A 20741-nucleotide genomic window follows, 5' to 3' on the forward strand; every position below is an offset into this window, starting at 1 on the left:
CCCTGAAACCCAATGGAGACCACCGATGAGTGAAAACCCGGACGCCATCCGCGCCGACATCGAAGCCACCCGCGCACGCCTCGGCACCAACGTGGACGCCGTGGCCGACAAAGTAACACCGTCCAACATCGTCCACCGCCAGACCAGCAAGGTCAAGGACGCCGTTTTCGGAGTAAAGGAGAAAGTCATGGGCACCGCCGAACACGCCACTCACAGCGCCTCCGGCACCGCACACCACGCCGCCCACAGCACCGGAAGCGCCATCAGTGACGCCACCGACGCGGTCGGCTCCACCCTTCACGACGCAGGCGAGGCCATCGGCGATGTCCCGCACAAGGCGGCCGCCAAAACCCAGGGCAACCCTCTCGCCGCCGGCCTGATCGCGTTCGGCGCCGGGCTGCTGGTCTCCTCGCTGATCCCGCCGAGCGAGAAGGAACGCGAGGCTGCCGACGCCCTAAAATCCGCCGCGGAACCGGTCACCACGCAGCTGACCGAAGCAGCCAAGGACATGGCGCAGGGTTTGAAGGAACCCGCCCAAGAAGCCATGGAAAACGTCAAAGCCACCGCCACCGACGCCGCCCAGCACGTCAAGGAGGAAGGGCAAACTGCCGCCTCCGAGGTCAAAGAGACCGCCACGGATGCCAAGGACCACGTCCAAAACACGTGAGCCAGCATGAGCCTGGCTCATTCGACAGGACCGGAACGCTGGCCAACACACCGGCTCCTCAGCATCGCTGCCCGTCTGGATGAGCTGCAGATCAACCGCAACCTCACGCAGTTGGGCTTGACCAAAGCCTCGCTGGACATAATGGAGTCGGTGGCGGAACTCGAGCCGGTCACCGTGTCCGACCTCGCCGCGCTGCTCTGTGTGAGCAAGCAAAGCCTGGGCAGGGTGGTCCGCCGACTCCAGGGGCTTGGCTTCCTGAGCAGAGAACGCGCCGGCGACCGCCGCTACACAAATATCCGGCTCACGCACAACGGCCGGAAAGTGCTCGCCACCGCCGAAACGCTCGTCCAGCGGCTTAAACGGAGCAGGCCGGATACCGAATCCGCCCTGCGACTCGACCTGGAACGCTACATCCGCGACCTGCGGATGTAGCGTTCCACGTCTGGCCTCCGGCGCCCAGGCCGCCGCAGATATTCCGGGGCCCCTGCTTGCACTTGTTTCCTGCGCGGTCCATGGAGAGTAGGCTCAGAATCAGCGGCGAAGCGATCACCAAGTGCGGAGCCAACTTCAGGACTCCCGGGGTCGTATTCGGCCTGTTTGTCGCGTCATGGCCGTGGACGCAAGGAGTCCGCGATCATCCCCGGACGTTGAATCCGGCCAAAAAAGACGGATCGGGGGACCCGGCTCCAAGTGGATCGAGGCATGCGATGACCGCTGAGTCTGGCCGGCCACCGGCGCCAGGGCAACTCCCGTCGCCGACGATGGAACAACTGCAGGATCTCCTGCTGGAAAGCCCCGGATTTGACGATTTCCTCCTTGAACTGACGGTCTTCTCTGCTTCGAAACTCGCCGCACCCGAACCGATGCTGTGCGCGATTTCACTCGAGCGTGACGGGCGGCCGGTCACCGCGGCCAGCAGCAGCGACAGTGCCAAGCAGATGGACGAAAGACAGTACGGATTCGACGACGGCCCCTGCCTCACAGCGCTCCGGGAAAACCGAACCGTCCTCGTCTCGGACCTCAAAACGTCCGAACGGTGGAGTCGGTACTCACAGGCGGTCACGGACGACGGCATCACATCGGTCCTTGCCGTTCCGGTAAATGCAGGACCGAACGCAGCGGCAGCTCTCAATTGTTATGCCCGGAGCACACACACGTTTAATGCGGCAACCATTGCCGCGGTGGAATCGTATGCGGTGCCGCTGTCCCGGATTCTCCGCTTGGCGCTTCGGGTGCACCGGCTGGAGATCCATCCCGAAGGCCTGCACGGGGCGCTGCAGTCCAGGGCAATCATTGACGCCGCCCTGAGCCTCATCATGGCCCAAACCCGGGGCAGCCGCGAGGATGCTGCCACTCTTCTGCATGAGATGGCACGGTCCAGCAAACAACAACTGAAGCAGATAGCCACGGACATCTTGAACGGCTCAAAGCTCCCAGAGCAGGTGAAACGTGATGACGAAGCACAGCAGTAAGCCCACGGCAGTCCTTGCAGGGCGCAGCACTATGATGGGAAGCACCTGCCGGACGTATCCCTCCAGAGGGATGCTCACGACCCTGATGACATGTGAGGCCAGCCAGTGACGCGGAAGCACCCAATGGCAGGCGAGCTGCCCGAGATCTTCGCTCGGGTCACGGGCCTCCTGCTCACAGAACCAGTGGTTGACCGGGCCGTCGCCAACATTGCACAGGCAGCGCACCAAAGCCTGCCCGGCAGCGTCGGCGCCGGAGGCACGCTCATCGATGCCCACGGCCGGCCGACGAGCACAGCGTCCACCAACAGCATCGTGAAGCGGGCCGACCGGCTGCAGTACGATCTCGGCGATGGACCCTGCCTCGCGGCCTGGGCGAGCGCCCAGACGGTGCGGGTGGACGACCTTCGCCATGATCAACACTGGCCGGAATGGAGCAGGGCGGGCGCCCGTCTTGGCTTACTGTCCTGCATCAGCGTTCCCCTCCTGGTTCCGGACGTGACCGGACGCAGTGAACCCGAGGCTATTGGCGCGATGAAGGTCTATGCAGATGTGCCCCACGCCTTCGACGAACGCAGCGAACAGGTCTTGTCCCTTCTTGCCGGACCTGCTGCGCTCATCCTGGCCAACCTCCAGGCCCGGGAACGCGCCGAGCAACTCAGTGACGCACTGAAGGACGCCCTGCACAGCCGGAGCCTGATTGACATGGCCAAGGGCGTGCTCATGGAGCGCCTCCGCGTGAGCGAGAGGGCCGCCCTGCAGGTCATGATCGCACGCGCCCGCACGCAGGAGATCCCTCTTAGCGCCGTAGCCCACGAGACTCTTGAACCGACGACGGACCTCGACCGAACGCCATGAGCGTTGACTCGGACGGCGAGGCTCAACGGGACCTGACGGCCAAAGCATTCCGGCAGGCCGACCTTGATGTCGATGAGTTATGGATGCACTACTTCAGCATCGGCGGAGACGCGGGAACCATGGAAATTGACGCCTACCTCCACGGCTCATACATGCTGCGCCCCATCCAGCGGGACCTCCTGGACCACGCCATCTACGAACTTGGCAACGCTCAGAAGGCGTGAGCCGTGAACCCGGCAGGGATCAGAAGTGACCGTCAGGGGCGGGCCGGCACCCTCGCGTCTCCAACAGGGAAGGAGATGGCGAGTCCCGGGATTTAGTCGCGGAACGCTTCCGGGCCCGGCACTCCGCCCACGGCGGCCACGAGGCGTTCTCTGGGGCGGCTAAGGTGCTCGTCGAGGACGTTGCTGGCAGCGGCTCCGTCGCCGGCTTCTATGAGTTCGAGCAGGTGTTGGTGTTCTTTGATGATGCGTTCGGGCTGGACGAGCTGGAGGCCCTGGATCTGGGCCATGCAGAGTTTGACCTGGGAGACGAGTGAGCCGTACATGCGGCTGGTTCTTGGACTGCCGATACTGTCCACGAGTGCCATGTGAAAGCGCATGTCCGGGTCCACGGTGTCAAAGCCGGAGTTGGCGTCCAGTAGTTCGAGTTCCCGCTGGGCGGCTATTGCTCCGGCCGGAACCGAACGTGCCTGCGCCAGTTGCAGGAGGACGGCTTTTTCAAGCCGCGCCCGCGTGAAGTAGATGTCGCGGACATCTTCGGGCCCGAGTTTGATGACTCTTGCCGTCTTGTTCGTGCTGCGCTCGAGCACTGATTCGGAAACAAGCTTTTCTATTGCGGCCTTCGCGGTGGGCCGGGCTACGTCGTAGCGGGTGGCGACGTCCGTTTCGGTGAAGGAGGTATCGCCAACGTATTCGCCGCGCAGAATCCGCGAGCGCATGTCATCGGCTATGACATCGACGCGGGACGCGGTCGCTGGCTGGGCTGTCACTGGGAACTCCTCTGTTTCCCCGCCACTTTATCGCCTTTGGTTAGGCACATCCACTTGTGATTGTCAGACAAAATTATATAAATTGCTAGACAATATGAGTTTTGTGATGTCTACTTTGTTGGACACAGCAACGACGCATAGCCCTCCCCAACACCGCACTGAAGGAAACAGCATGAGTCAACTCACAGCCGGCCGCCCCCGCGAGGAATCCGGTCCGCATGCCCGTGACGCCGCCCCCCGTGCCACGCGCGTTCTGGTCGCCCCTGACAAGTTCAAAGGCTGCCTGAGTGCGCTTGGCGTCGCCGAAGCCATCCGCTCAGGAATCGACTCCCTGACCACCGACGCACAGGTCCAGGTAACAGTCCTCCCCCTCGCCGATGGCGGAGACGGGAGCGTCGAGGCAGCCGTGTTCGCCGGCTCACGGGCGCAAACAGTTGAGGTCCACAACGCCGACGGCGAAGTGCAGTTCACCCAGATCGCCTTTGACGGGACAACAGCGGTGGTGGAAGTGGCAGGAACCTGCGGTCTTGCCACGGTGCAGGGCCCGTTACGTCCCTTGGCGGCGTCGAGCCGGGGCTTGGGCGAAGCCATCCTGGCTGCTGCGCTCCTGGAACCGAAGACCATCGTCATTGCCCTCGGAGGCAGCGCCAGCACCGATGGCGGGGCCGGAATGCTTGCCGCCCTCGGCGCGGAGTTTCGGGACGAACAAGGACGCCTGCTGGAACCGGACGGAGGCTCACTTCACCGAATAGCGCACGTCGATTTGAGGACCGCATTCGACTTCGATGGAATTGAACTCATCGGTGCCAGCGACGTAACCAGCCCCCTATGCGGAGTTCAAGGGGCCGCGCACGTCTTCGGACCGCAGAAAGGAGCGGACCCTGAGCTGGTCGCGGTGCTCGACCAAGGCCTCCGCGCCCTCGTCCAAGCCTGCAACACCATCCCAAACATCGACGCGCCCGCCCTCGCCGATATCCCCGGAGCCGGCAGCGCCGGGGGCATTGGCTTCGGCCTCCTCCTTCTGGGCGGCTCCCTCGTCTCCGGAGCCGACTACTTCCTGGATCTGCTGCGCTTCGACACGCACGCGCAGCAGTGCGACATGCTCGTGACCGGAGAAGGACGCCTCGACGACCAGACATCAGGCGGCAAACTTATCTCCGCCGTATGCAGCCGCGCAGGAAACACCCCGGTGGCTGCAGTCGTTGGCGCCTCGACCCTGGACCAGCAAGCAGCCCGCCAACTAGGCCTGTCAAAGGTAATAGCGCTGCGGGACCTCACGGCCCAAGACACATCCAAAGATCCAGCCCAGGCGACCAACGCACTGCAGAACGCCGGGCGAATTCTCCGCGCCCTCGCCTCAGGCCCATTCGCGCCATAAATCCCGGGCGTGGCCTAAATACGGGATGTTTCCAGCGCCCCTGACGCCCGTCGGCAATGCTCGCAGGCGTCCCAAAATAAGTCCTTCGTGACACACCACGCCGTCAGTTGCCTGCGATGGTGTACAGAGCCCAGCCCTTGGTGAAGGTCTGCCGCGGCGCCCAAGCGCTCCTGTTTGCCGGGTAGTAGTGAAGGACCCCCGCACTGTCCCGAGCCATCAGGCCGACCGTCCCGTTGCCGGTGAGTCCTGACATGGCGCGGATGGAGCTCATGGCGTTCCAGCCGGTGCCGATAGTCGCGCGGGGTTCGGAGATGAACGATCCGGCACCGTTGGTCCGGTACAACTTGAGTTGCCCGGAGGAATTTTTGGCAACAACGTCGTTGTTGCCGTCCCTATCCCAGTCCAGCAGATTGAAGGACAGCCCATTCCAGCCGCGGCCGATCCTCACCCGCGGTGAAAGACCCTTCCCCGACGGGTTTCCGTAGTGGAACAAGTCACCCGTGGCGTTGTTCCTGGCGATGATGGACGGGTATTTGTCCGTCTTCTTCCACTGGCCCACGGTGATCTCGTAGTTCTGCCAGCCGGTGCCGATCGCGTAATCGTGGAACCCGCCGGTGCTGATTCCCTCACGGTATGTCAGGGTGCCGTTCTTGTTCTGCACGATCAGATCCGGAACACCGGCATCGTCAGAGTTCCAGTTGGTAACGAAGAAAACCTTCGGGACCGTAGACCCTGCCGGCCCAATGGCCCTGCGCTGCGGCGTCACCCCGGGTGACATCCAGGAATAGGACCAGAGAGTGCCGGCGCCATCATAAGCAACCACATTCGCGGTTGAGTCGATTGCGAAGTTCCAGTTGGTGTGCGGTGTCTGCCGCCTGGGCAGGCAGGATGCCGGATACCGCGAGGGACAGTGCTGCGGCGATACTTACCAGCCCTGCTCTGGTGCGAATGGTCTTTTTCATGTAGCTGTCGAGCCTCCCCAATATGCGTTGTGAGTACACTCGCTTAGTTTCCGGGGAAGTCGCGTTTATTACATCGGAGCGAAACAAGGTCAACACAGCGGACGACGGCGGGACGTCCCGCCGTCGTCCGTTTGCGTTTTGGCGAGGTGCCCTACAGTGCATTTTCTGGTCAGTGCGCGGCCTCTCCCCTCCCGACCACTGTTCAACCAATCGATTTCCGCTGCCCCCGAAGTGCGTGTGCGGGTGGGCGACAGAGAATTAGCAGAAGTACTTAGGAGTCGAAGGACGCGACTGCGACCAGGCTCAATGTTGGACGGGCCGAGTGCCTATTATCCGAGGCAGTACAGGCGTAGCGTCTAGCCAACGGGGTAAGGGCGATCGATGGCTGGACCCAGACTCGCATAACGCCGCCCCGGTCTTGAACCGTTGAAGGAGGCGGGGATGGCTGGATGGAATGCTGACACGGCTGCCGGGCCTGTGGGGGCAGGCACGGTTACTTTGGTGGAGGGTTCATCCTTCTGTATTTCGTCGGCGAATGGTGACATCCATCCGGAGCATCCGCACGGTGTTTTCCACGAGGACACCCGCATCTTGTCCCGCTGGAACCTGGCAATCAATGGGCAGCCTCTGGAGCCGCTGACAGCATCGGCGAAGGAACCTTATCGGGCCTTGTTCATTGGCCGCGTCCCCCGCTCCGATGGGTACGCGGACAGTCCGCTGATCGTGGAACGCCTGCGGGAAGTGGGTGTCGGGGTCCTTGAGGAGATCACCATCCGGAACTACTCCTCGGACGAAGCCGCATGCGTGGTAAACCTGAACGTCGAATCGGACTTCGCGGATCTCTTCGAGGTGAAAGAGGCGCGCGTCCAACGGCACTGGGAAGAATCCCGTCACGCGGACGCGGACTCGCTGACCATTAGGGCGGTCTGGCAGGACGTCCGGAAGGGCGTCGTCGTTTATTCCAGCGGCGCCGACGTCACCCCGGAGGCCCTGACCTACCGGGTGGTTGTCCCGCCACATGGAGAGTGGAGCACCCTGCTGACCGTGGTGCCCACTGTCGACGGCTCTGCACCGGTGGCGTCGTTTGTTCGTCCGGTTCGAGGTGAGATGTCTCCCAGCGACCGTCGGCGCCAGGATTGGGTAGCGAGGATTCCCAAATTGCATATAGGCAACCGTTCCATCGAACGGACTCTGCGCCGCAGCTACGACGATCTGGGCGCGCTGCGCATTGAGGATCCCGCCCATCCGGAGCGGATCGTCGTGGCCGCCGGGGCGCCCTGGTTCATGACGCTCTTCGGCCGGGACTCGCTCACGGCTTCGGAAATGGCCCTACCGGTGGACCCGTCGCTGGCACTGGGCACGTTGCAGACGCTGGCTGACCGCCAAGGCCGGGTGGTGGATCCCATGAGCGAGGAGGAACCGGGGAAGATTCTTCACGAGGTCCGGCTCGGCGTCTCCAGCGGGCTTTCCCTGGGCGGCAAGTCCGTCTACTACGGCAGCGTGGACGCGACTCCACAGTTCGTGATGACACTCGCATCGGTTAGCCGTTGGGGTTTCGCCAAGGACACCATCGCCGCACTGCTGCCTCACGCCGACCGCGCGCTGGACTGGGTTCGGGACTACGGGGACAGGGACGGCGACGGCTTCGTCGAGTATGAGCGCCTCAATGACCAAGGCCTCATCAATCAAGGCTGGAAGGACTCCTGGGACGGCGTCAACTTCGCGGACGGTCGTATCGCCGAACCCCCTATCGCGCTGTGCGAGGTCCAGGCTTTGACCTACAGCGCATATCTGGCCCGGGCTTTGTTGGCGTACGACGCCGGTGACGCGCCTTTGGCGGCCCGGCTCGCCGCGGAAGCAGCACAGCTGAAAAAGAAATTCAACGAGGAATTCTGGATGCCCGACCGCGGCTACTACGCTATCGCCCTGGACGGCCGGAAACGGCAAGTCGATGCATGCGCCTCCAACATGGGGCAATGCCTGTGGCACGGCATCATGGATGAAGACAAGGTCCCCCTGGTAGCCGAAAGGCTCATGTCCCCCGAGATGTTCAGCGGCTGGGGTGTGCGAACACTCGCGAGCGACATGGGCGCCTACAACCCCGCGAGCTACCACAACGGCTCGGTCTGGCCGCATGACAACGCGATCATCGCCGTCGGACTGATGCGGTACGGCTTCGTGGAAGAGGCACAGCGCATCGCCACCGCCCTGTTCGAGGCGGCCGATTACAGCGACGGCCGTCTCCCGGAACTCTTCTGCGGTTTCAGCCGTGACCAGGTCGCCGAGCCTGTGCCCTATCCAACGGCCTGTTCCCCACAGGCGTGGGCAGCGACCACGCCGATCATGTTGATTACAAGCCTGATGCGGTACGACGCCCACATTTCCCGTGGCGGCTTTTGGATGGACCCGGCACTCCCCGATTCATACGGTGACCTGCACATCACCAATGCGCCAATGGCGGCCGGCCGCATCACCATCGATATCAAGGGATCTGAACCAACCGTTCAGGGTCTGCCCGAAGGGATAGCGTTCCACCGTGAACACCGGCCATGGCTGACGGAACTCATGGAGCAAGCGGGGCTGGGAAACGAGGACTAGCCAGACCGTCTTGAAGCAGGTTCTGACCGATGTGCCCGGCCCGTACAGGGGCGGGCACACCGGTTCGGCTCTCTGCTAAACCGAGACGTCGAATTCGATGGTGCCCCAGCCTTCGAAGGTCCCTGACCAGCGGCCGGCATCCTTCATGGGGACTGCCTGCAGGCAGCTGCCGGGGAGGATGACCTGCCCGGGTTCGAACTCGACGTCGTAGTCGGCGAGGCGGTTGACGAGCCAGGCGACGGCGGCGAACGGGTTGCCGAGAATGTTGCCGGTGGTCCCGGCGATAACTTCCCGGTCATTGAACCGCAGGACGCCCCGTGTGTCGCGCAGGTTCAGGTCCGTGACGTGCCGGGGGGTGCCGCCGAGAATGATGGCCCCGGTGGAGCCGTTGTCCGCCAGCGTGTCCGGGAGTCCGATCGCCCAGTCCTTGACCCGGGAGTCGATGATTTCAATCGCCGGCAAAGCGTAATCGATGGCATTGATGACGTCTGCGATGGTGGTGTTGCGGCCGCCGAGGTGCCCTCTCAGCACGAATGCGGGCTCGAGTTCAACGAAGGGTTCGATGAACTTATTCCGGTCGAGCGTGGTGCCCTCGTAGGTGAAGGTGCTGGCCAGCAGATGCCCGTAGTCCGGCTGGTCGAGGCCGAAGGCGTCCTGCATGACCTTGGCGATGTTGCCGAGCTTGTAGCCCACCAGACGGTCGCCGTCGGCCACGGCGTGGCTGACGTTGATCTTTTGCACTTCGAATGCGGCATCCGCGTCAAGAGACGGCCACGTCTCGGTCGGGGCTGCGATCGGTTCGCCCTGAAGGCGGGCCGTGCGGAGGGTGTCCGCGATGTTTTCGAGCGTAATGGTTGGCATGATGAAGTCCTTTGTCTGCCTGGTAAAGGTGGATTTCCGGCCCCGGATGATTCTGTGTTGGGAGAGGTCTATCCGGGGCCGGAAGCATGAGGTGCGCGGAAGTTTCTAGCCAGCCTGTTCGGGCTTGCCATCGACCAGCCGGTTGACGTTCCACGGGTTCGCATCCTGCAGGGGTGCCGGGCGCAGCTGCTCCGGGAAGTTCTGGTACGCCACCGGGCGCAGGAACCGGTTGATCGCCAGTGTGCCCACCGACGTCGTCTTCGAATCGGACGTGGCCGGGTAGGGGCCGCCGTGGACCATGGCGTGGCCGACTTCCACACCCGTGGGCCATCCGTTGATGAGGATCCTGCCGACCTTGCGCTCCAGGGCAGGGATCAGGCCCGAGGCAACGGGGTAGTCCTCCTCGGCCACGTGCAGCGAGGCCGTGAGTTGTCCTTCCAGCAATCGGGTGGCCTCGATCAGGTCTTCAACTCCCTTGTAGCGGACGACGAGGCTGGCGGCGCCGAAGACCTCCTCATGCAGCACCGGGTTTGTGGTGAAGACATCCAGGTCCGCCCCGAACACTGCGGGGGCTGGCGCGTTCGCGGTCGGGCCGCCCTTGCCCCGGCCGATCAGCTCGACGTCGGCGGCGGACTCCAGCGCATTATGGCCGTGTTCCCAGGCAGAGGCGATCCCGCCGCTGAGCATGGTCTGTCCGGAAAGCTGCGTGACAGCCTCGGTTACGGCCGCCGTGAACTGGTCTCCGGCCTCACCGGCGGGAACGAAAACCAGCCCGGGCGACGTGCAGAGCTGCCCCGAGCTGCCGGTGACGGAGGCGACGTACTGCTGGGCGAGCGTTTCAACGTCCCCGTTCAGCGCGCCGGGGAAAACGTAGACAGGATTGATGGAGGACATTTCCGCATAGACCGGGATCGGTTCCGGGCGGGCTGCAGCCGTGCGCATCAGCGCGGTACCGCCGCCGCGGGAACCGGTGAAGCCCACCGCCTTAATGGCGGGATCCGCCACCAGCGCCTGGCCGATGCTCGCACCCGAGCCGTAGATAAGGGAGAAGACGCCCGGGTGCAGGTCAAGGTCGCGGACGGCGTTGACAATGGCCTGGCCGACCAGCTCGGCGGTGCCGGGGTGGGCGTTGTGTGCCTTGACGATCACCGGGCAGCCGGCTGCGAAGGCCGAGGCTGTGTCGCCGCCTGCGACGGAGAAGGCCAGCGGGAAGTTGCTGGCGCCGAAAACGGCTACGGGGCCGAGCGGGATCTGGCGCTGCCGGATGTCGGCCCGCGGAAGGGGAGCCCGGTCGGGCAGAGCCGGGTCGATGCGGACACCACGGAAGTCTCCCCGTCGCACGACGTCAGCGAAGAGCCGCAGCTGTCCTGTGGTGCGGGCCCGTTCGCCCCGCAGCCGGTCGGCGCCGAGCCCGGTTTCTGTGGAGGCCCGCTCGATCAGTTCATCACCGATGGCGTCGATGTTCTCGGCAATTGCGTCCAGGAACCGCGCATGCTGCTCGGGTTCGAGGGTGCTGAAGGAGTCAAAGGCATCGGTGGCTGCGTCCGTGGCAGCTTTCAGCTGTTGCTCGCTGATGAGGGTGTAGGCCGGTTCCAGCTGTTCGTTCGTGGCGGGGTTAATCCCGTAGGTCGTTCCGCTGGTGCCGGTGACGGTCTCCCCAGCGATGAGGGAATGTCCTTGAAGAGTCATTGTCGCGCCTCCTGGGCGGTTGAAAGCATGTGTGGGCGGCGGTGCGGGAGGGGCTGCTGCCCGTGGTCGGTAAGCGCCCGTGGGCGTTCTGCCTAGGCGTTGCCGGGTCCCAGGTGCCAGATGCCGAGAGCTGAGAGGAGCTCGCGTGGATCCCAGACCACCCATTCCTCTGCAAGTTGGTCGTTTTCGAAGCGGAGGAAGGATGCGCCGGAAACGGTGATGCTCCGGCCGGTCGCGGGGACGTCCATGAATTCACCCTGATGCGTGCCCTGGGTCTGCCAGTGGATCGCGGCGGTGGCTCCGTCTTCGATGATGTGCAGGATCTCGGTGGTTGTGTCCGGGAAGGCTGCGTGGGTGGCCTCGATGGTTTTCCTCAGGCTGGCGTAATCTTCACTGCCTGACTTGGATCGGCGGACGTACCCGGGTGCGAGCAGCTGCTCGAAGTCCGTGAGGTCCCCGTCGCCCCAGGCGCGGTTCCAGGCGTTGAGAATGGTTTCCCGTCGGTTCATGATGCACTCCTTGCTACTTCCGGTGCCGGGATTTCGATGGGCTGGTACTGGCCGAACTTGCCGCCCCTGAAGATCAGGGCGTTGCCGGTTCCTTCGTTCATGTTGGTCACGGCTCCGACCACCATGTAGTGGTCGCCCACCACGACCTCGGCTGTGACGACGCAGTCGATATAGGCAGTCGCGCCGTCCAGGTGCGGGGTTCCCAAGGGGCCTGTGGTGCAGGGGAGCCCTTCGAACTTCTGGGGTCCCTTGCGGGACAGGGACCGGCAGATACTGACTTGGTCATCGGAGAGGATGTTGGCTGTGAAGTTCTGGAGCTTGCGCAGTTTCGGCCAGGTGGAGGACGACTTGTCGACGCAGAACATGACCAGCGGCGGGTCCAGTGACAGGGACTGGAAGGTGCCGACGACGAGGCCGAGTCTTTCGTCGTCATCGTTGACGCCGGTGATGGCCACGACGCCGGTGGGAAGTTTGCCCAGTACCTGTCGGTAGTAGGCGGGCGTGATGTCGGCCACGGGGGTGGCGGCTGTTGCTGGGGTGATGTCCATATCAGTGCTCCTTGATCAGGCGGCTTCGCAGGTCAGGCGATTTCACGGAAGCTTCCGAAGCGACCGCCGTGGAAGATGAGGGGAGTTCCCTCGCCGGGCGTCATTTCCAGCACGCTGGCGACGACGATCAGGTGGTCTCCGGCAACGATCTGCTGCTCGGTCCGGCAGTCGAACCAGGCAAGCGAACCGTGGATGTGTGGAGTGCCCCACCCGGATTCGGACCAGTTCACGGCGCTGAACTTGTCCTCACCCTTCGCCGAGAGTGCACGGCAGACCTGCTGCTGGTCATCGGAGAGGAGGCTGACGCTGAACCGTCCGATCTCTGCAATTTTGGGCCAGCTTGTGGAGGTGTGGGTGACGCTGAAGGTCACCAGCGGGGGCTCCATTGACAGTGAGGCGAAGGTTCCCACGATCATGCCGTTTTGGGCCCCCGTGACCGGGTCCGTGGAGCAGATCGCGGCAACGCCGGTGGGCAGGTGCCGCATGACGGCCCGGTATTGGTCGGAGTCGATCCGACGACCTTCGAGTGCGGGGGCGCTCATGGCTGTTCCTGGAGCTCTGCGTGGATGTTGCGGCCGGCGCGCAGGCCGCTCTCGACAGCGCCGTCGAAGAAGCCGGCCCAGATGTTGGCAATGTCGCCGCTGGCGAAATGCAGTGCGCCCTCGCTGACCTGCTGTTCCCGGTGGTACTTGGTGAGCTGGCCGGGGCGCTGGATCTGCCAGGTCTCCTCGGCGTAAGGATCGGACATCCAGTGGTGGCCGGCCACCTCGAGGACTTCCAGGTCGTCGCGCCATACCTTGATGGCTTCCTGGACCTGTTCGATGTCGGTCACGTCGATGCGGTCCGCGTCGGCACCGAAGCCGACCAGGACGGCGTCGTCTTCACCGATGAATTCGGTGCGGATTACGGACAGGGGCTTGTCCTGGGCCGAGTAGGCGAAGAACGGCTTGATGGGTCCCCTGACCCGGATCCAGGCCTTGACGCCCTGGGACGCGGTCTTTTCCCGGCTGGCGGCGAGCTTGCCGTCGGACAGGGCGGGCTGGACATCGAGCTTGTGCAGCACGTTCTGCGGCAGGGTGATGACGACCTTCTTGGCCTCGATTTCCTGGCCATCGCCGTAGGTGACGGTGGCTCCCCCGCTGTTGCGGCGGACGGCGGTCACCGGGGCGTTGAGGCGGATGTCAGCGTTGGTGTCCTCGGCGATCGCCTTGGTCAGCGTGTCGTTGCCGTTCTTCAGACGGAAGATCGCTGAGGCCTCGTGCATGAGGTGCCAATGGCCGGATGATGCGGCGGTCCAGCGGAGGGCGTTGACGTAGGCGCACTGGTCCAGGGGTGCGTTGAAGTGGCCCACCCAGGCTGCCTCATTCGCGTTCCGCTCGTCCTCGGAGAGGTCCAGCTTGTCCAGCATTTCCTGCAGGTTGTACTGGTCGACGTCGGCCAGGTTCTCCACCGTCAGCGGTGCATCCGGTCGGGGCAGCCACTTCATGGTGTCTTCGAGCAGCCGGGTCATGCCGGGGTCGATCAGTGACATGAAGTCTTCCAGCGTGCCGCGGCGCACTTCGTCCCCGGCGAGCCAGAACGTTTCCTCGGAGCGCGGGCCGCGGGAAACCTCGAGGCCGTAGCGGGTGACCTCGGCCCAGACATGCGGCTGGGTCCAGTGCAGCCAGTTGCCGCCGATCTCCAGGTTCTGGCCCAGGCGGCGATCGGTCCACAAGCGGCCGCCAAGACGGTCGCGGGCTTCCAGGACGACCACGTTGTGGCCGCGGTTGCCGAGCTCACGGGCAGTGATGAGGCCGGCAAGACCGGCACCGATGACGACTACGTCTGTCTGTTTAGTCATTGAAGTATCTCCGTTGATATTGCTGGTTCAGCTGGGCGTCAGCGGGTGGCTTCGCTCAGGTGCTTGGTACGGTGTTCGGTGGCGGGGTGGGAGTCCAGCGTGTACTTGTGGCCGGGGAAGAGCTTTTCCCGCAGTGTTACCGGTTCCTGGTCTTCCGGGCGGGCTGGGGAAACGATTCCCTGGGCGCGGAGTTCGGGCAGGGCCAGCTCGATGAAGTCTTCCCAGCTGCCGGGCTTGGTGATGTAGCTGAGGTTGATGCCGTCGACGTCGGCCTCGTCACGCCAGCGGCGCAGTTCTGCGGCGACGGTTTCCGGGGAGCCGATGATCGTGGAACCTGTACCGCCGACGGCGAGGAATTCGGCGATCTGGCGCGGGGTCCAGTCCCGGTCGGGGTCGGCCTTGGAAAACATGTCCACCATCGACTGCCCTGCCTTCGTTCCAACGGACCGCAAGGGGGTGTCCAAGTCGTACTCGGACATATCGATGCCGGTCCAACCGCTGAAGCGTGCCAGGATTCCATCGATTGGTGCGTTCTCCACGGCCTGCTGGTACTTGGCTTGGGCTTCTTCGTCGGTGGGAGCCACCACCACAGTGAGCAGGATGACTACCCTGACGTCGCGGGGGTCGCGGCCCGCGTCTGCCACTGCCTGGCGGAGCTTGGCCACTGAGCGCTTGGCACCCTCCACGGAGGTGCTCTGGATGAAGACGGCCTCAGCATGCTTGCCGCCGAATTCCATGCCCCTGGAGGACGACCCGGCCTGGAACAGCACAGGCGTGCGCTGGGGGGACGGCTCGCACAGGTGGAAGCCGGGCACAGTGAAGTGCTGGCCGGAGTGGTTGATCGGGTGCACCTTCGCCGGGTCGATGTACGTAGCCGATTCGGCATCCCGGGCCACGGCGTCCTCCTCGAATGAACCTTCCCAGAGCTTGTAGACGACGTCCATGTACTCATCGGCAAGGTCGTAACGCTCAGCCGGGCTAAGCTGCTGCACCTTGCCGAGGTTGCGGGCCGCGGCCTCCGAGTACGAGGTCACGATGTTCCAGCCAACCCTCCCGGAAGTCAGGTGGTCCAGGGTGCTGAACTTGCGGGCCAGCAGATAGGGCGGTTCATACGTCGCCGAGCAGGTCACCCCGAAGGTGAGGTGCTTCGTCACGGCCGCCATGCCGCTGATCAACACGGTCGGGTCATTGATGGGGAACTGCGCGGCGTCGCGCAGCGCGGCATCACTGTTCCCCCGGAACACATCGTGATAGCCGAGGTTGTCGGCGAAGAAAATGCCGTCGAAGCCCGACTTTTCCAGCATCTGCGCTACGCCCGTCCAATACTGCAGGTCCGTATAGCGGGAGCCTTGGTCGCCCTCAGCGCGCCATGACCCCGATGTCAGATGGGACGGGGCGAAGACGTCAAAGGCGAAAAGGCTCAGGGGTTCATTTTTCATGGCAGCGGTGCTTCCTTGGACTCGTGCCTGGCAAGGCGACAACTAGGGATCTACGTTCATAAACTGAACACTGCGTTCAATTTAGAAGGTAAGCCAGCTCACTGTCAAGGGTTCTTTTTTCGTCAGGGAGATTACGCAACAGCTATTGACACGGGATGTGGCGCATGCCATATTTTTGAGCACGACGTTCGAAAAATGAACGAATCGGGCCTGACTACTCAGCCCCCCAAATCCGCCGCGCTGACATCGCAGGCGAGCTTTCATCCCGTTCGAAATAGCACGATCTACAAGGAAGTCCATCGTGAATACACCTGTTACCCCGGCCCCGAGGCCATCTTTGCAGTCGTCGGTCGCCCCGGATCCGCAAAAGAGGCGGTTCTTGTACAAGCTCAGCGCGGTGATCGCCGGCGGCATGTTCATCGACGGCTTCATCCTGGGCGGCATCGGGCTCGTCATGCCGGCGCTGACGTCGGATCTGAGCCTCTCCGCCACCTGGCAGGGCCTGATCGGCGCTTCTGCCTTGATCGGCATCTTCTTTGGTGGCCCCATCGGCGGTTACTTGGCCGACAAGGTCGGGCGCAAGCCGATGTTCATCGTCGACCTCGCCATCTTCCTGCTTGGCTCCGCTGCTCAGTTCTTCGTCGCGGATGCCTGGCAGTTGTTCCTGATCCGCCTCGTCATGGGTATGGCAATTGGCGCCGATTACGCGATCGGCTGGCCGTTGCTCGTCGAATTCTCTCCGGCCAAGCTGAGGGGCAAGCTCATGGCATTCCAGGAGGTAGCTTGGTACGTCGGCTACCTGATCTCCTACGCCGTGGGGTACTACCTGTCCACATCGATCCACGCCGACTGGCGCATCATCCTGGGCATGAGCACCGTCCCTTCCCTGATCGTCTTCCTGCTCCGGCTCGGTTCCCCCGAATCCCCGCGCTGGCTCATCAGCAAGGGGCGGATTGAGGAGGGGCTCGCCGTTGCCCAGGAGTTCATGGAGGAAGCAGACGTCAGGGACCTGGCGTACGAGAAGGCGGAGAAGCCCAATTTCCGCAAACTCTTCTCCCCGCAATACCGCTACGCGACGATCTTCGTGTGCATGTACTGGGTCTGCAACGTCACCCCGTACTTCGCGATCGCCACCTTCGCGCCGATCGTGCTTGAGAGCCTGGGCGTTGAAGATGGCCTGGCCGGAGCGCTGCTGCTCAACGGCGTGGTGGTGGCCGGCTCCCTGGCCGCGATGTTCCTCATCGAAAAGGTCGGACGCCGCAAGCTGTCCATCCCGCCGATGTGGATCGCCGCCGTCGCATTGGTGGTCATCGGCCTGTTCGCACACGTCTCGCCGATGGTTATCTTGGTTTGCTTCATCATCTTCTCCTTTTTCAACGCCGTCTCTACGGCCCTGACCGGGGTCTACCCCGGCGAGGTCTTTCCCACGGAAATCCGTGGTGCCGGGGTCGGCTTCGCCACTGCGTTTTCACGAATCGGCGCAGCAGCGGGAACATTCATCCTCCCGATGTCGGTGGACAGCTTGGGCGTGGGAACCACGATGCTGATCGCCGCCGGCATCTGTGTGCTGGGTGCTGTCATCTCCCAGTACCTGGCACCGGAGACCAAAGGCCTGAGCCTGAGCGACACCTCAGCACCCCTGGCCAAAGCGCCCCTGGCCAAGGTGGCAGTCAAGTAACTCTGCGGCTACGCAAACGCGAACGGAAGGGTGCTCTGACCGGGCTTGCGTCGGCAGGGCGCCCTTCCGTTCGAAGCGCATATTCGCCCCAAACAACCTTTGACAACAAGGAGAACGAAGAAATGAAGATCTACGGTGAAAGTGAACGGAACAGCGGGCTGCGGACTCCGCGTCTAATCCTCGACGACGGTGAGATCCATGCCGGGGCTTGGGTCAGCTTCCGCGATCCTGCCGTCGTGGACACCCTGGCAGCCGAAGGGTTCGGCTGGATCTGCGTTGACGGCCAGCACGGAGGCCCGGAAACCCACGAAATGCAGCCGCTGATCGAAGCTGCGCACCTGTTTTCGGTACCGTCCATCGTCCGCGTTCCCGGTCACGACATGGGAATCATCGGCCGAATCCTGGACGCGGGTGCAGGCGCAATCATCTTCCCCACGGTGGAGAATGCGGCGTCAGCAGCTTCACTCATAGCCGCCTGCCGCTTCCCCCCGCGCGGAAACCGCAGCTACGGACCAACCCGCCGAAGCCCCCGGTACCCAAAGCCCGCCACGGGCAACCCGCAGGATGACACCCTGTGCATCCTGATGATCGAAACAGCCGCCGGTCTGGCCAATCTCGACGAGATTCTCGCCACCGGACCGGACGGCATTTTCGTAGGACCGTACGACCTGTCCCTCAGCCTGGGAGTGACACTGGAGGAACTGACCGGCGAAGGACCGGACGGGATCCTCGCGGACATCGCGCGCCGCTGCACAGCAGCAGGCGTCACCCCCGGTATCTACACCGGAGAGCCGGAACTCTCCGAAAGGATGGCCGCCCTCGGATTCCGCTTCATGCCCACCGCCTCTGACACCGGGCTGCTGTCCGTCGCGGCCCGCAACGCCGTTGCTGCATCCAGGCAGGTCAATGCAGCAAAGGTCATGAGCTGACACGAGGACTACAGCCGGCAAAGCCCGGCACGTACGAACTTAGGAGTTCCATGAGCACCAGCGAAGAAGTCGTTGGAGCCAGCAGCAATCTGCGGAGCCGGGAACCGTTGCCCGAGAGCGTGGCCGCGGTCCTGCTCACCGGCAAAGGGGGCTGGACGAGTTCGCATACCGCATTTGTGGCAGGGAAGCGCCGGTGTTCGAAGCCCCGGTTGAACGCGCCGTTCGCTAGTTGAAAGAGCATAGGATGGGTATCGACATCACAAGGCCGCCCGCCTTGAGTACTCGAACCGGGAGCGGACATGGCAACGGAACGAAGCGCAGACGTGCAGGAACTGGCAGGAGCCGAAGCGCCGACTGCCGATGAGTCCGTGGACCTGACCAACAAGTCCGTCATCAAGGCGACCGTGCTCCTCAGCGAACTCGGCCGTCACCGGCAAGGCATCACCGTCACCGAATTGGCCCACGCTGTGGGGATGACACGCCCAACAGCCTTCCGCCTGCTCCTGAGCCTCGAGCAGACAGGCTTCGTGGACCGCGTCGACAACCGCTATCTGTTGGGATGGCAGATGGCCCGTCTGGGCAGGATTGCCGATCCCTACACCGGTGCTGTCGCCAGGATTCAGCCCGTTCTGGACGAATATGCAGCGAAGCTCAATGAAACATTCAGCTTCGCCATGGTCCGGGGTGAGTTGGCTTATGACGTGATAGCCGAGGCCTCGGCCTCACGCTACCTGAACGTCTCGCACCTTTACCTGGGGGGAACCTACCCGGTACACGCCAGTGCAACAGGAAAGGTCCTGCTGGCCGAACTGAGCGATGAGCAAATCGCAACGGAGCTGCCCGAGAAGCTGGAATCCTACACTCCCCACACGATCACCAGCCGGAAGGCTCTCATGAAGGAGCTGCGCCAGGTCCGGGAGCAGGAATACGCCATCCTTGACGACGAGCTTGAAGAGGGGCTCTTCGTGGTCGCCTGCCCCGTCCGCGACGTTGCGGGTGCGTTGGTCGGCATACTCTCGGTTAACGGCCCCGTCCAGCGCCTCAAATCGGACCGGCTGCCCGACACCATCGACCAGCTGCGCCAGGCGGCCCGCGACGTCGCGAAGGCTTTGTCCTAGCAGCTTCAAAATCCTGGCCGCAACTGAGGCCCCCTCCCTTGACCTGCTTCCGGGAGCGATGCGCCCGCAGGGTTAGGCACGAGCGAGGGCGATGAGCGTTTCGCGCGAGGGGTATTTCCATTGCACGTACTGGACGGGCACGCCGGCGCGTTCAGCAACCAGGGCATGAGTAACCGCGTCCGGACCCTGCCTCCTGCTCATCTCGCTGATGCAGGCGATCAGGGCAGCTGTTCTTCTTTCGTTTCGTTCGCGGAGGACCTCGCCGACCACCTTGGGGTCGTTTCGCTTGGGCTTCTGCCGCCAGTGGGTCATGTCTTCACCTCTGACTGTCGTCCTAAGATCCGATGTACCGCGGGGGAGCTAGGCGCTGCCCTCGAAGTACAACCCTTCCCAGGGGCCGCAGGTTATAACTCCCGCCCCGGCCGCGGCGGGTGATGCGGAGCCGGAGCCTGGGTCAGGCTGGGTAGTGGCGTGGTGGAAAAGAGCGACGGCGGTGACGAGAGTCCGCTGGAGAGCATTCATGATGAGGTCCTCACTGACCGGGAAGGGAACCAGGGGTTCCACGGGAGCAAACTTTCGGCTGGGAAACGCACCCGGCTCGTTTATTTCTGAACGTAACGTTCAATTTATGAACGTATTCCTATTGTGGCGCGACTCACCTGGCTTTGCAAGAGGTTTTCTCAACGGAGTCGCGAACCAGATCGGGTGAAGGTGGCGCGCTCTTGACGAGTTACCCACGTCACGGTAACTTGAACGTCGTGTTCACTGTATGAACACCCTGAGATGTGGGGCGGTCTGGCAGTGCCGTCAACGGCGACCGCGTTCAAGCCCACTGCCCCCATCAGCCGAATCAGGATTCGAGAGCGAGCCCCAACGGACGGCCATCATGCGACATCAAGCACTGCAATCAGCTTCCCCAGACCTGAAGGTGACTCCAAGAGGGCCCAGGAACCTTACCCGCAGAACGGCCCTTCCTTCCCGGCCAGTACCGGATTGGTCCCATCTCTCCCGGGGTGACGCTGTTCGCGTGCTTCGGAGTGACGGAAGCGCCATCTCCGGGAGGATAGACATGATTGCCATAGACCGCAGCGTCTTCTGGATGATCCAGGATGCCGGCCTGGGAAGAGTCATGATCTGCAGGCTCGATAAAGCCCTGGTCATCAAGGCGGCCCCAGGAGCGGACTGAAGGCCAGGCACGACGCCTGCC

Annotated in this window: 21 protein-coding genes; 10 read left to right on the forward strand and 11 right to left on the reverse strand. The window is 63.4% G+C overall.

The window, feature by feature from the left end; genetic code table 11:
• Nucleotides 1-25 precede the first annotated feature (25 nt).
• The 5 genes from LQ144_RS20715 to LQ144_RS20735 all read left to right on the forward strand — a co-directional run bounded on the left by LQ144_RS20715 (nt 26) and on the right by LQ144_RS20735 (nt 3218).
• Nucleotides 26-667: a DUF3618 domain-containing protein gene (locus LQ144_RS20715; protein ID WP_230121032.1), complete on the forward strand. Its 642-nt coding sequence runs from the start codon at nt 26-28 to the stop codon at nt 665-667.
• Between the two features lie 6 nt (nt 668-673).
• Nucleotides 674-1099 (forward strand): MarR family transcriptional regulator, encoded by a 426-nt coding sequence (locus LQ144_RS20720; protein WP_230121034.1) that lies wholly within the window; start codon nt 674-676, stop codon nt 1097-1099.
• 329 nt (nt 1100-1428) lie between these two features.
• The gene (locus LQ144_RS20725; protein WP_230121036.1) at nt 1429-2139 is read left to right on the forward strand and encodes a GAF and ANTAR domain-containing protein; all 711 of its coding nucleotides are present in this window, start codon (nt 1429-1431) and stop codon (nt 2137-2139) included.
• 123 nt (nt 2140-2262) lie between these two features.
• Entirely contained in the window at nt 2263-2994 is a 732-nt protein-coding gene (locus LQ144_RS20730) for a GAF and ANTAR domain-containing protein (protein ID WP_230121037.1), read from the forward strand.
• A complete protein-coding gene (locus LQ144_RS20735; protein WP_230121039.1) occupies nt 2991-3218 on the forward strand; it encodes a hypothetical protein in 228 nt (75 codons plus the stop codon). Before LQ144_RS20730 ends, LQ144_RS20735 begins: the two co-directional genes overlap by 4 nt.
• A 92-nt stretch (nt 3219-3310) precedes the next feature.
• On the opposite strand, the gene LQ144_RS20740 is transcribed toward LQ144_RS20735, so the two are convergent.
• Nucleotides 3311-3985: a GntR family transcriptional regulator gene (locus LQ144_RS20740; protein WP_230121040.1), complete on the reverse strand. Its 675-nt coding sequence runs from the start codon at nt 3983-3985 to the stop codon at nt 3311-3313.
• A gap of 172 nt (nt 3986-4157) precedes the next feature.
• Between LQ144_RS20740 and LQ144_RS20745 the strand changes: the two genes are divergently transcribed.
• The gene (locus LQ144_RS20745; RefSeq protein WP_230121042.1) at nt 4158-5363 is read left to right on the forward strand and encodes a glycerate kinase; all 1206 of its coding nucleotides are present in this window, start codon (nt 4158-4160) and stop codon (nt 5361-5363) included.
• Nucleotides 5364-5466: 103 nt separating this feature from the next.
• On the opposite strand, the gene LQ144_RS20750 is transcribed toward LQ144_RS20745, so the two are convergent.
• Complete coding sequence (locus LQ144_RS20750) at nt 5467-6186, reverse strand: VCBS repeat-containing protein (protein ID WP_230121044.1); 720 nt, start codon at nt 6184-6186, stop codon at nt 5467-5469.
• 580 nt (nt 6187-6766) lie between these two features.
• On the opposite strand from LQ144_RS20750, the gene LQ144_RS20755 reads away from it, so the two are divergent.
• The gene (locus tag LQ144_RS20755; RefSeq protein ID WP_230121046.1) at nt 6767-8923 is read left to right on the forward strand and encodes a glycogen debranching N-terminal domain-containing protein; all 2157 of its coding nucleotides are present in this window, start codon (nt 6767-6769) and stop codon (nt 8921-8923) included.
• Between the two features lie 75 nt (nt 8924-8998).
• Here LQ144_RS20755 and LQ144_RS20760 read toward each other — a convergent pair whose 3' ends face one another.
• The 7 genes from LQ144_RS20760 to LQ144_RS20790 all read right to left on the reverse strand — a co-directional run bounded on the left by LQ144_RS20760 (nt 8999) and on the right by LQ144_RS20790 (nt 15809).
• The gene (locus tag LQ144_RS20760; RefSeq protein ID WP_230121048.1) at nt 8999-9784 is read right to left on the reverse strand and encodes a 2-hydroxypenta-2,4-dienoate hydratase; all 786 of its coding nucleotides are present in this window, start codon (nt 9782-9784) and stop codon (nt 8999-9001) included.
• 105 nt (nt 9785-9889) lie between these two features.
• Nucleotides 9890-11473 (reverse strand): aldehyde dehydrogenase (NADP(+)), encoded by a 1584-nt coding sequence (locus LQ144_RS20765; protein WP_230121050.1) that lies wholly within the window; start codon nt 11471-11473, stop codon nt 9890-9892.
• Between the two features lie 92 nt (nt 11474-11565).
• Entirely contained in the window at nt 11566-11982 is a 417-nt protein-coding gene (locus LQ144_RS20770; protein ID WP_230121052.1) for an ester cyclase, read from the reverse strand.
• Complete coding sequence (locus LQ144_RS20775; RefSeq protein ID WP_230121053.1) at nt 11979-12530, reverse strand: flavin reductase family protein; 552 nt, start codon at nt 12528-12530, stop codon at nt 11979-11981. The genes LQ144_RS20770 and LQ144_RS20775 overlap by 4 nt, the downstream gene beginning before the upstream one ends.
• Before the next feature lie 32 nt (nt 12531-12562).
• On the reverse strand, nt 12563-13072 hold the full coding sequence (locus LQ144_RS20780; protein ID WP_230121055.1) for a flavin reductase family protein: 510 nt from the start codon (nt 13070-13072) through the stop codon (nt 12563-12565).
• Nucleotides 13069-14370, reverse strand: a complete 1302-nt coding sequence (locus LQ144_RS20785) for an NAD(P)/FAD-dependent oxidoreductase (protein WP_230121057.1) — start codon at nt 14368-14370, stop codon at nt 13069-13071. The genes LQ144_RS20780 and LQ144_RS20785 overlap by 4 nt, the downstream gene beginning before the upstream one ends.
• A 38-nt stretch (nt 14371-14408) precedes the next feature.
• Nucleotides 14409-15809 (reverse strand): LLM class flavin-dependent oxidoreductase, encoded by a 1401-nt coding sequence (locus tag LQ144_RS20790; protein ID WP_230121058.1) that lies wholly within the window; start codon nt 15807-15809, stop codon nt 14409-14411.
• Nucleotides 15810-16188: 379 nt separating this feature from the next.
• On the opposite strand from LQ144_RS20790, the gene LQ144_RS20795 reads away from it, so the two are divergent.
• The 3 genes from LQ144_RS20795 (at nt 16189) to LQ144_RS20805 (ending at nt 19534) form a co-directional block, all read left to right on the forward strand.
• Nucleotides 16189-17487, forward strand: a complete 1299-nt coding sequence (locus LQ144_RS20795) for an MFS transporter (protein ID WP_230121060.1) — start codon at nt 16189-16191, stop codon at nt 17485-17487.
• A 122-nt stretch (nt 17488-17609) separates the two neighbouring features.
• The gene (locus LQ144_RS20800) at nt 17610-18416 is read left to right on the forward strand and encodes an aldolase/citrate lyase family protein (RefSeq protein ID WP_230121062.1); all 807 of its coding nucleotides are present in this window, start codon (nt 17610-17612) and stop codon (nt 18414-18416) included.
• A gap of 299 nt (nt 18417-18715) precedes the next feature.
• Nucleotides 18716-19534: an IclR family transcriptional regulator gene (locus tag LQ144_RS20805; protein ID WP_230121064.1), complete on the forward strand. Its 819-nt coding sequence runs from the start codon at nt 18716-18718 to the stop codon at nt 19532-19534.
• 72 nt (nt 19535-19606) lie between these two features.
• Here the strand turns inward: LQ144_RS20805 and LQ144_RS20810 are convergent, their stop codons facing one another.
• Both LQ144_RS20810 and LQ144_RS20815 read right to left on the reverse strand, forming a co-directional pair.
• Complete coding sequence (locus tag LQ144_RS20810) at nt 19607-19846, reverse strand: hypothetical protein (protein ID WP_230121065.1); 240 nt, start codon at nt 19844-19846, stop codon at nt 19607-19609.
• Between the two features lie 48 nt (nt 19847-19894).
• Nucleotides 19895-20056 (reverse strand): hypothetical protein, encoded by a 162-nt coding sequence (locus LQ144_RS20815; protein ID WP_230121067.1) that lies wholly within the window; start codon nt 20054-20056, stop codon nt 19895-19897.
• Nucleotides 20057-20741: the final 685 nt, after the last annotated feature.

It is taken from the genome of Arthrobacter sp. Bi83, from assembly GCF_918698095.1.
Classification (GTDB): domain Bacteria; phylum Actinomycetota; class Actinomycetes; order Actinomycetales; family Micrococcaceae; genus Arthrobacter.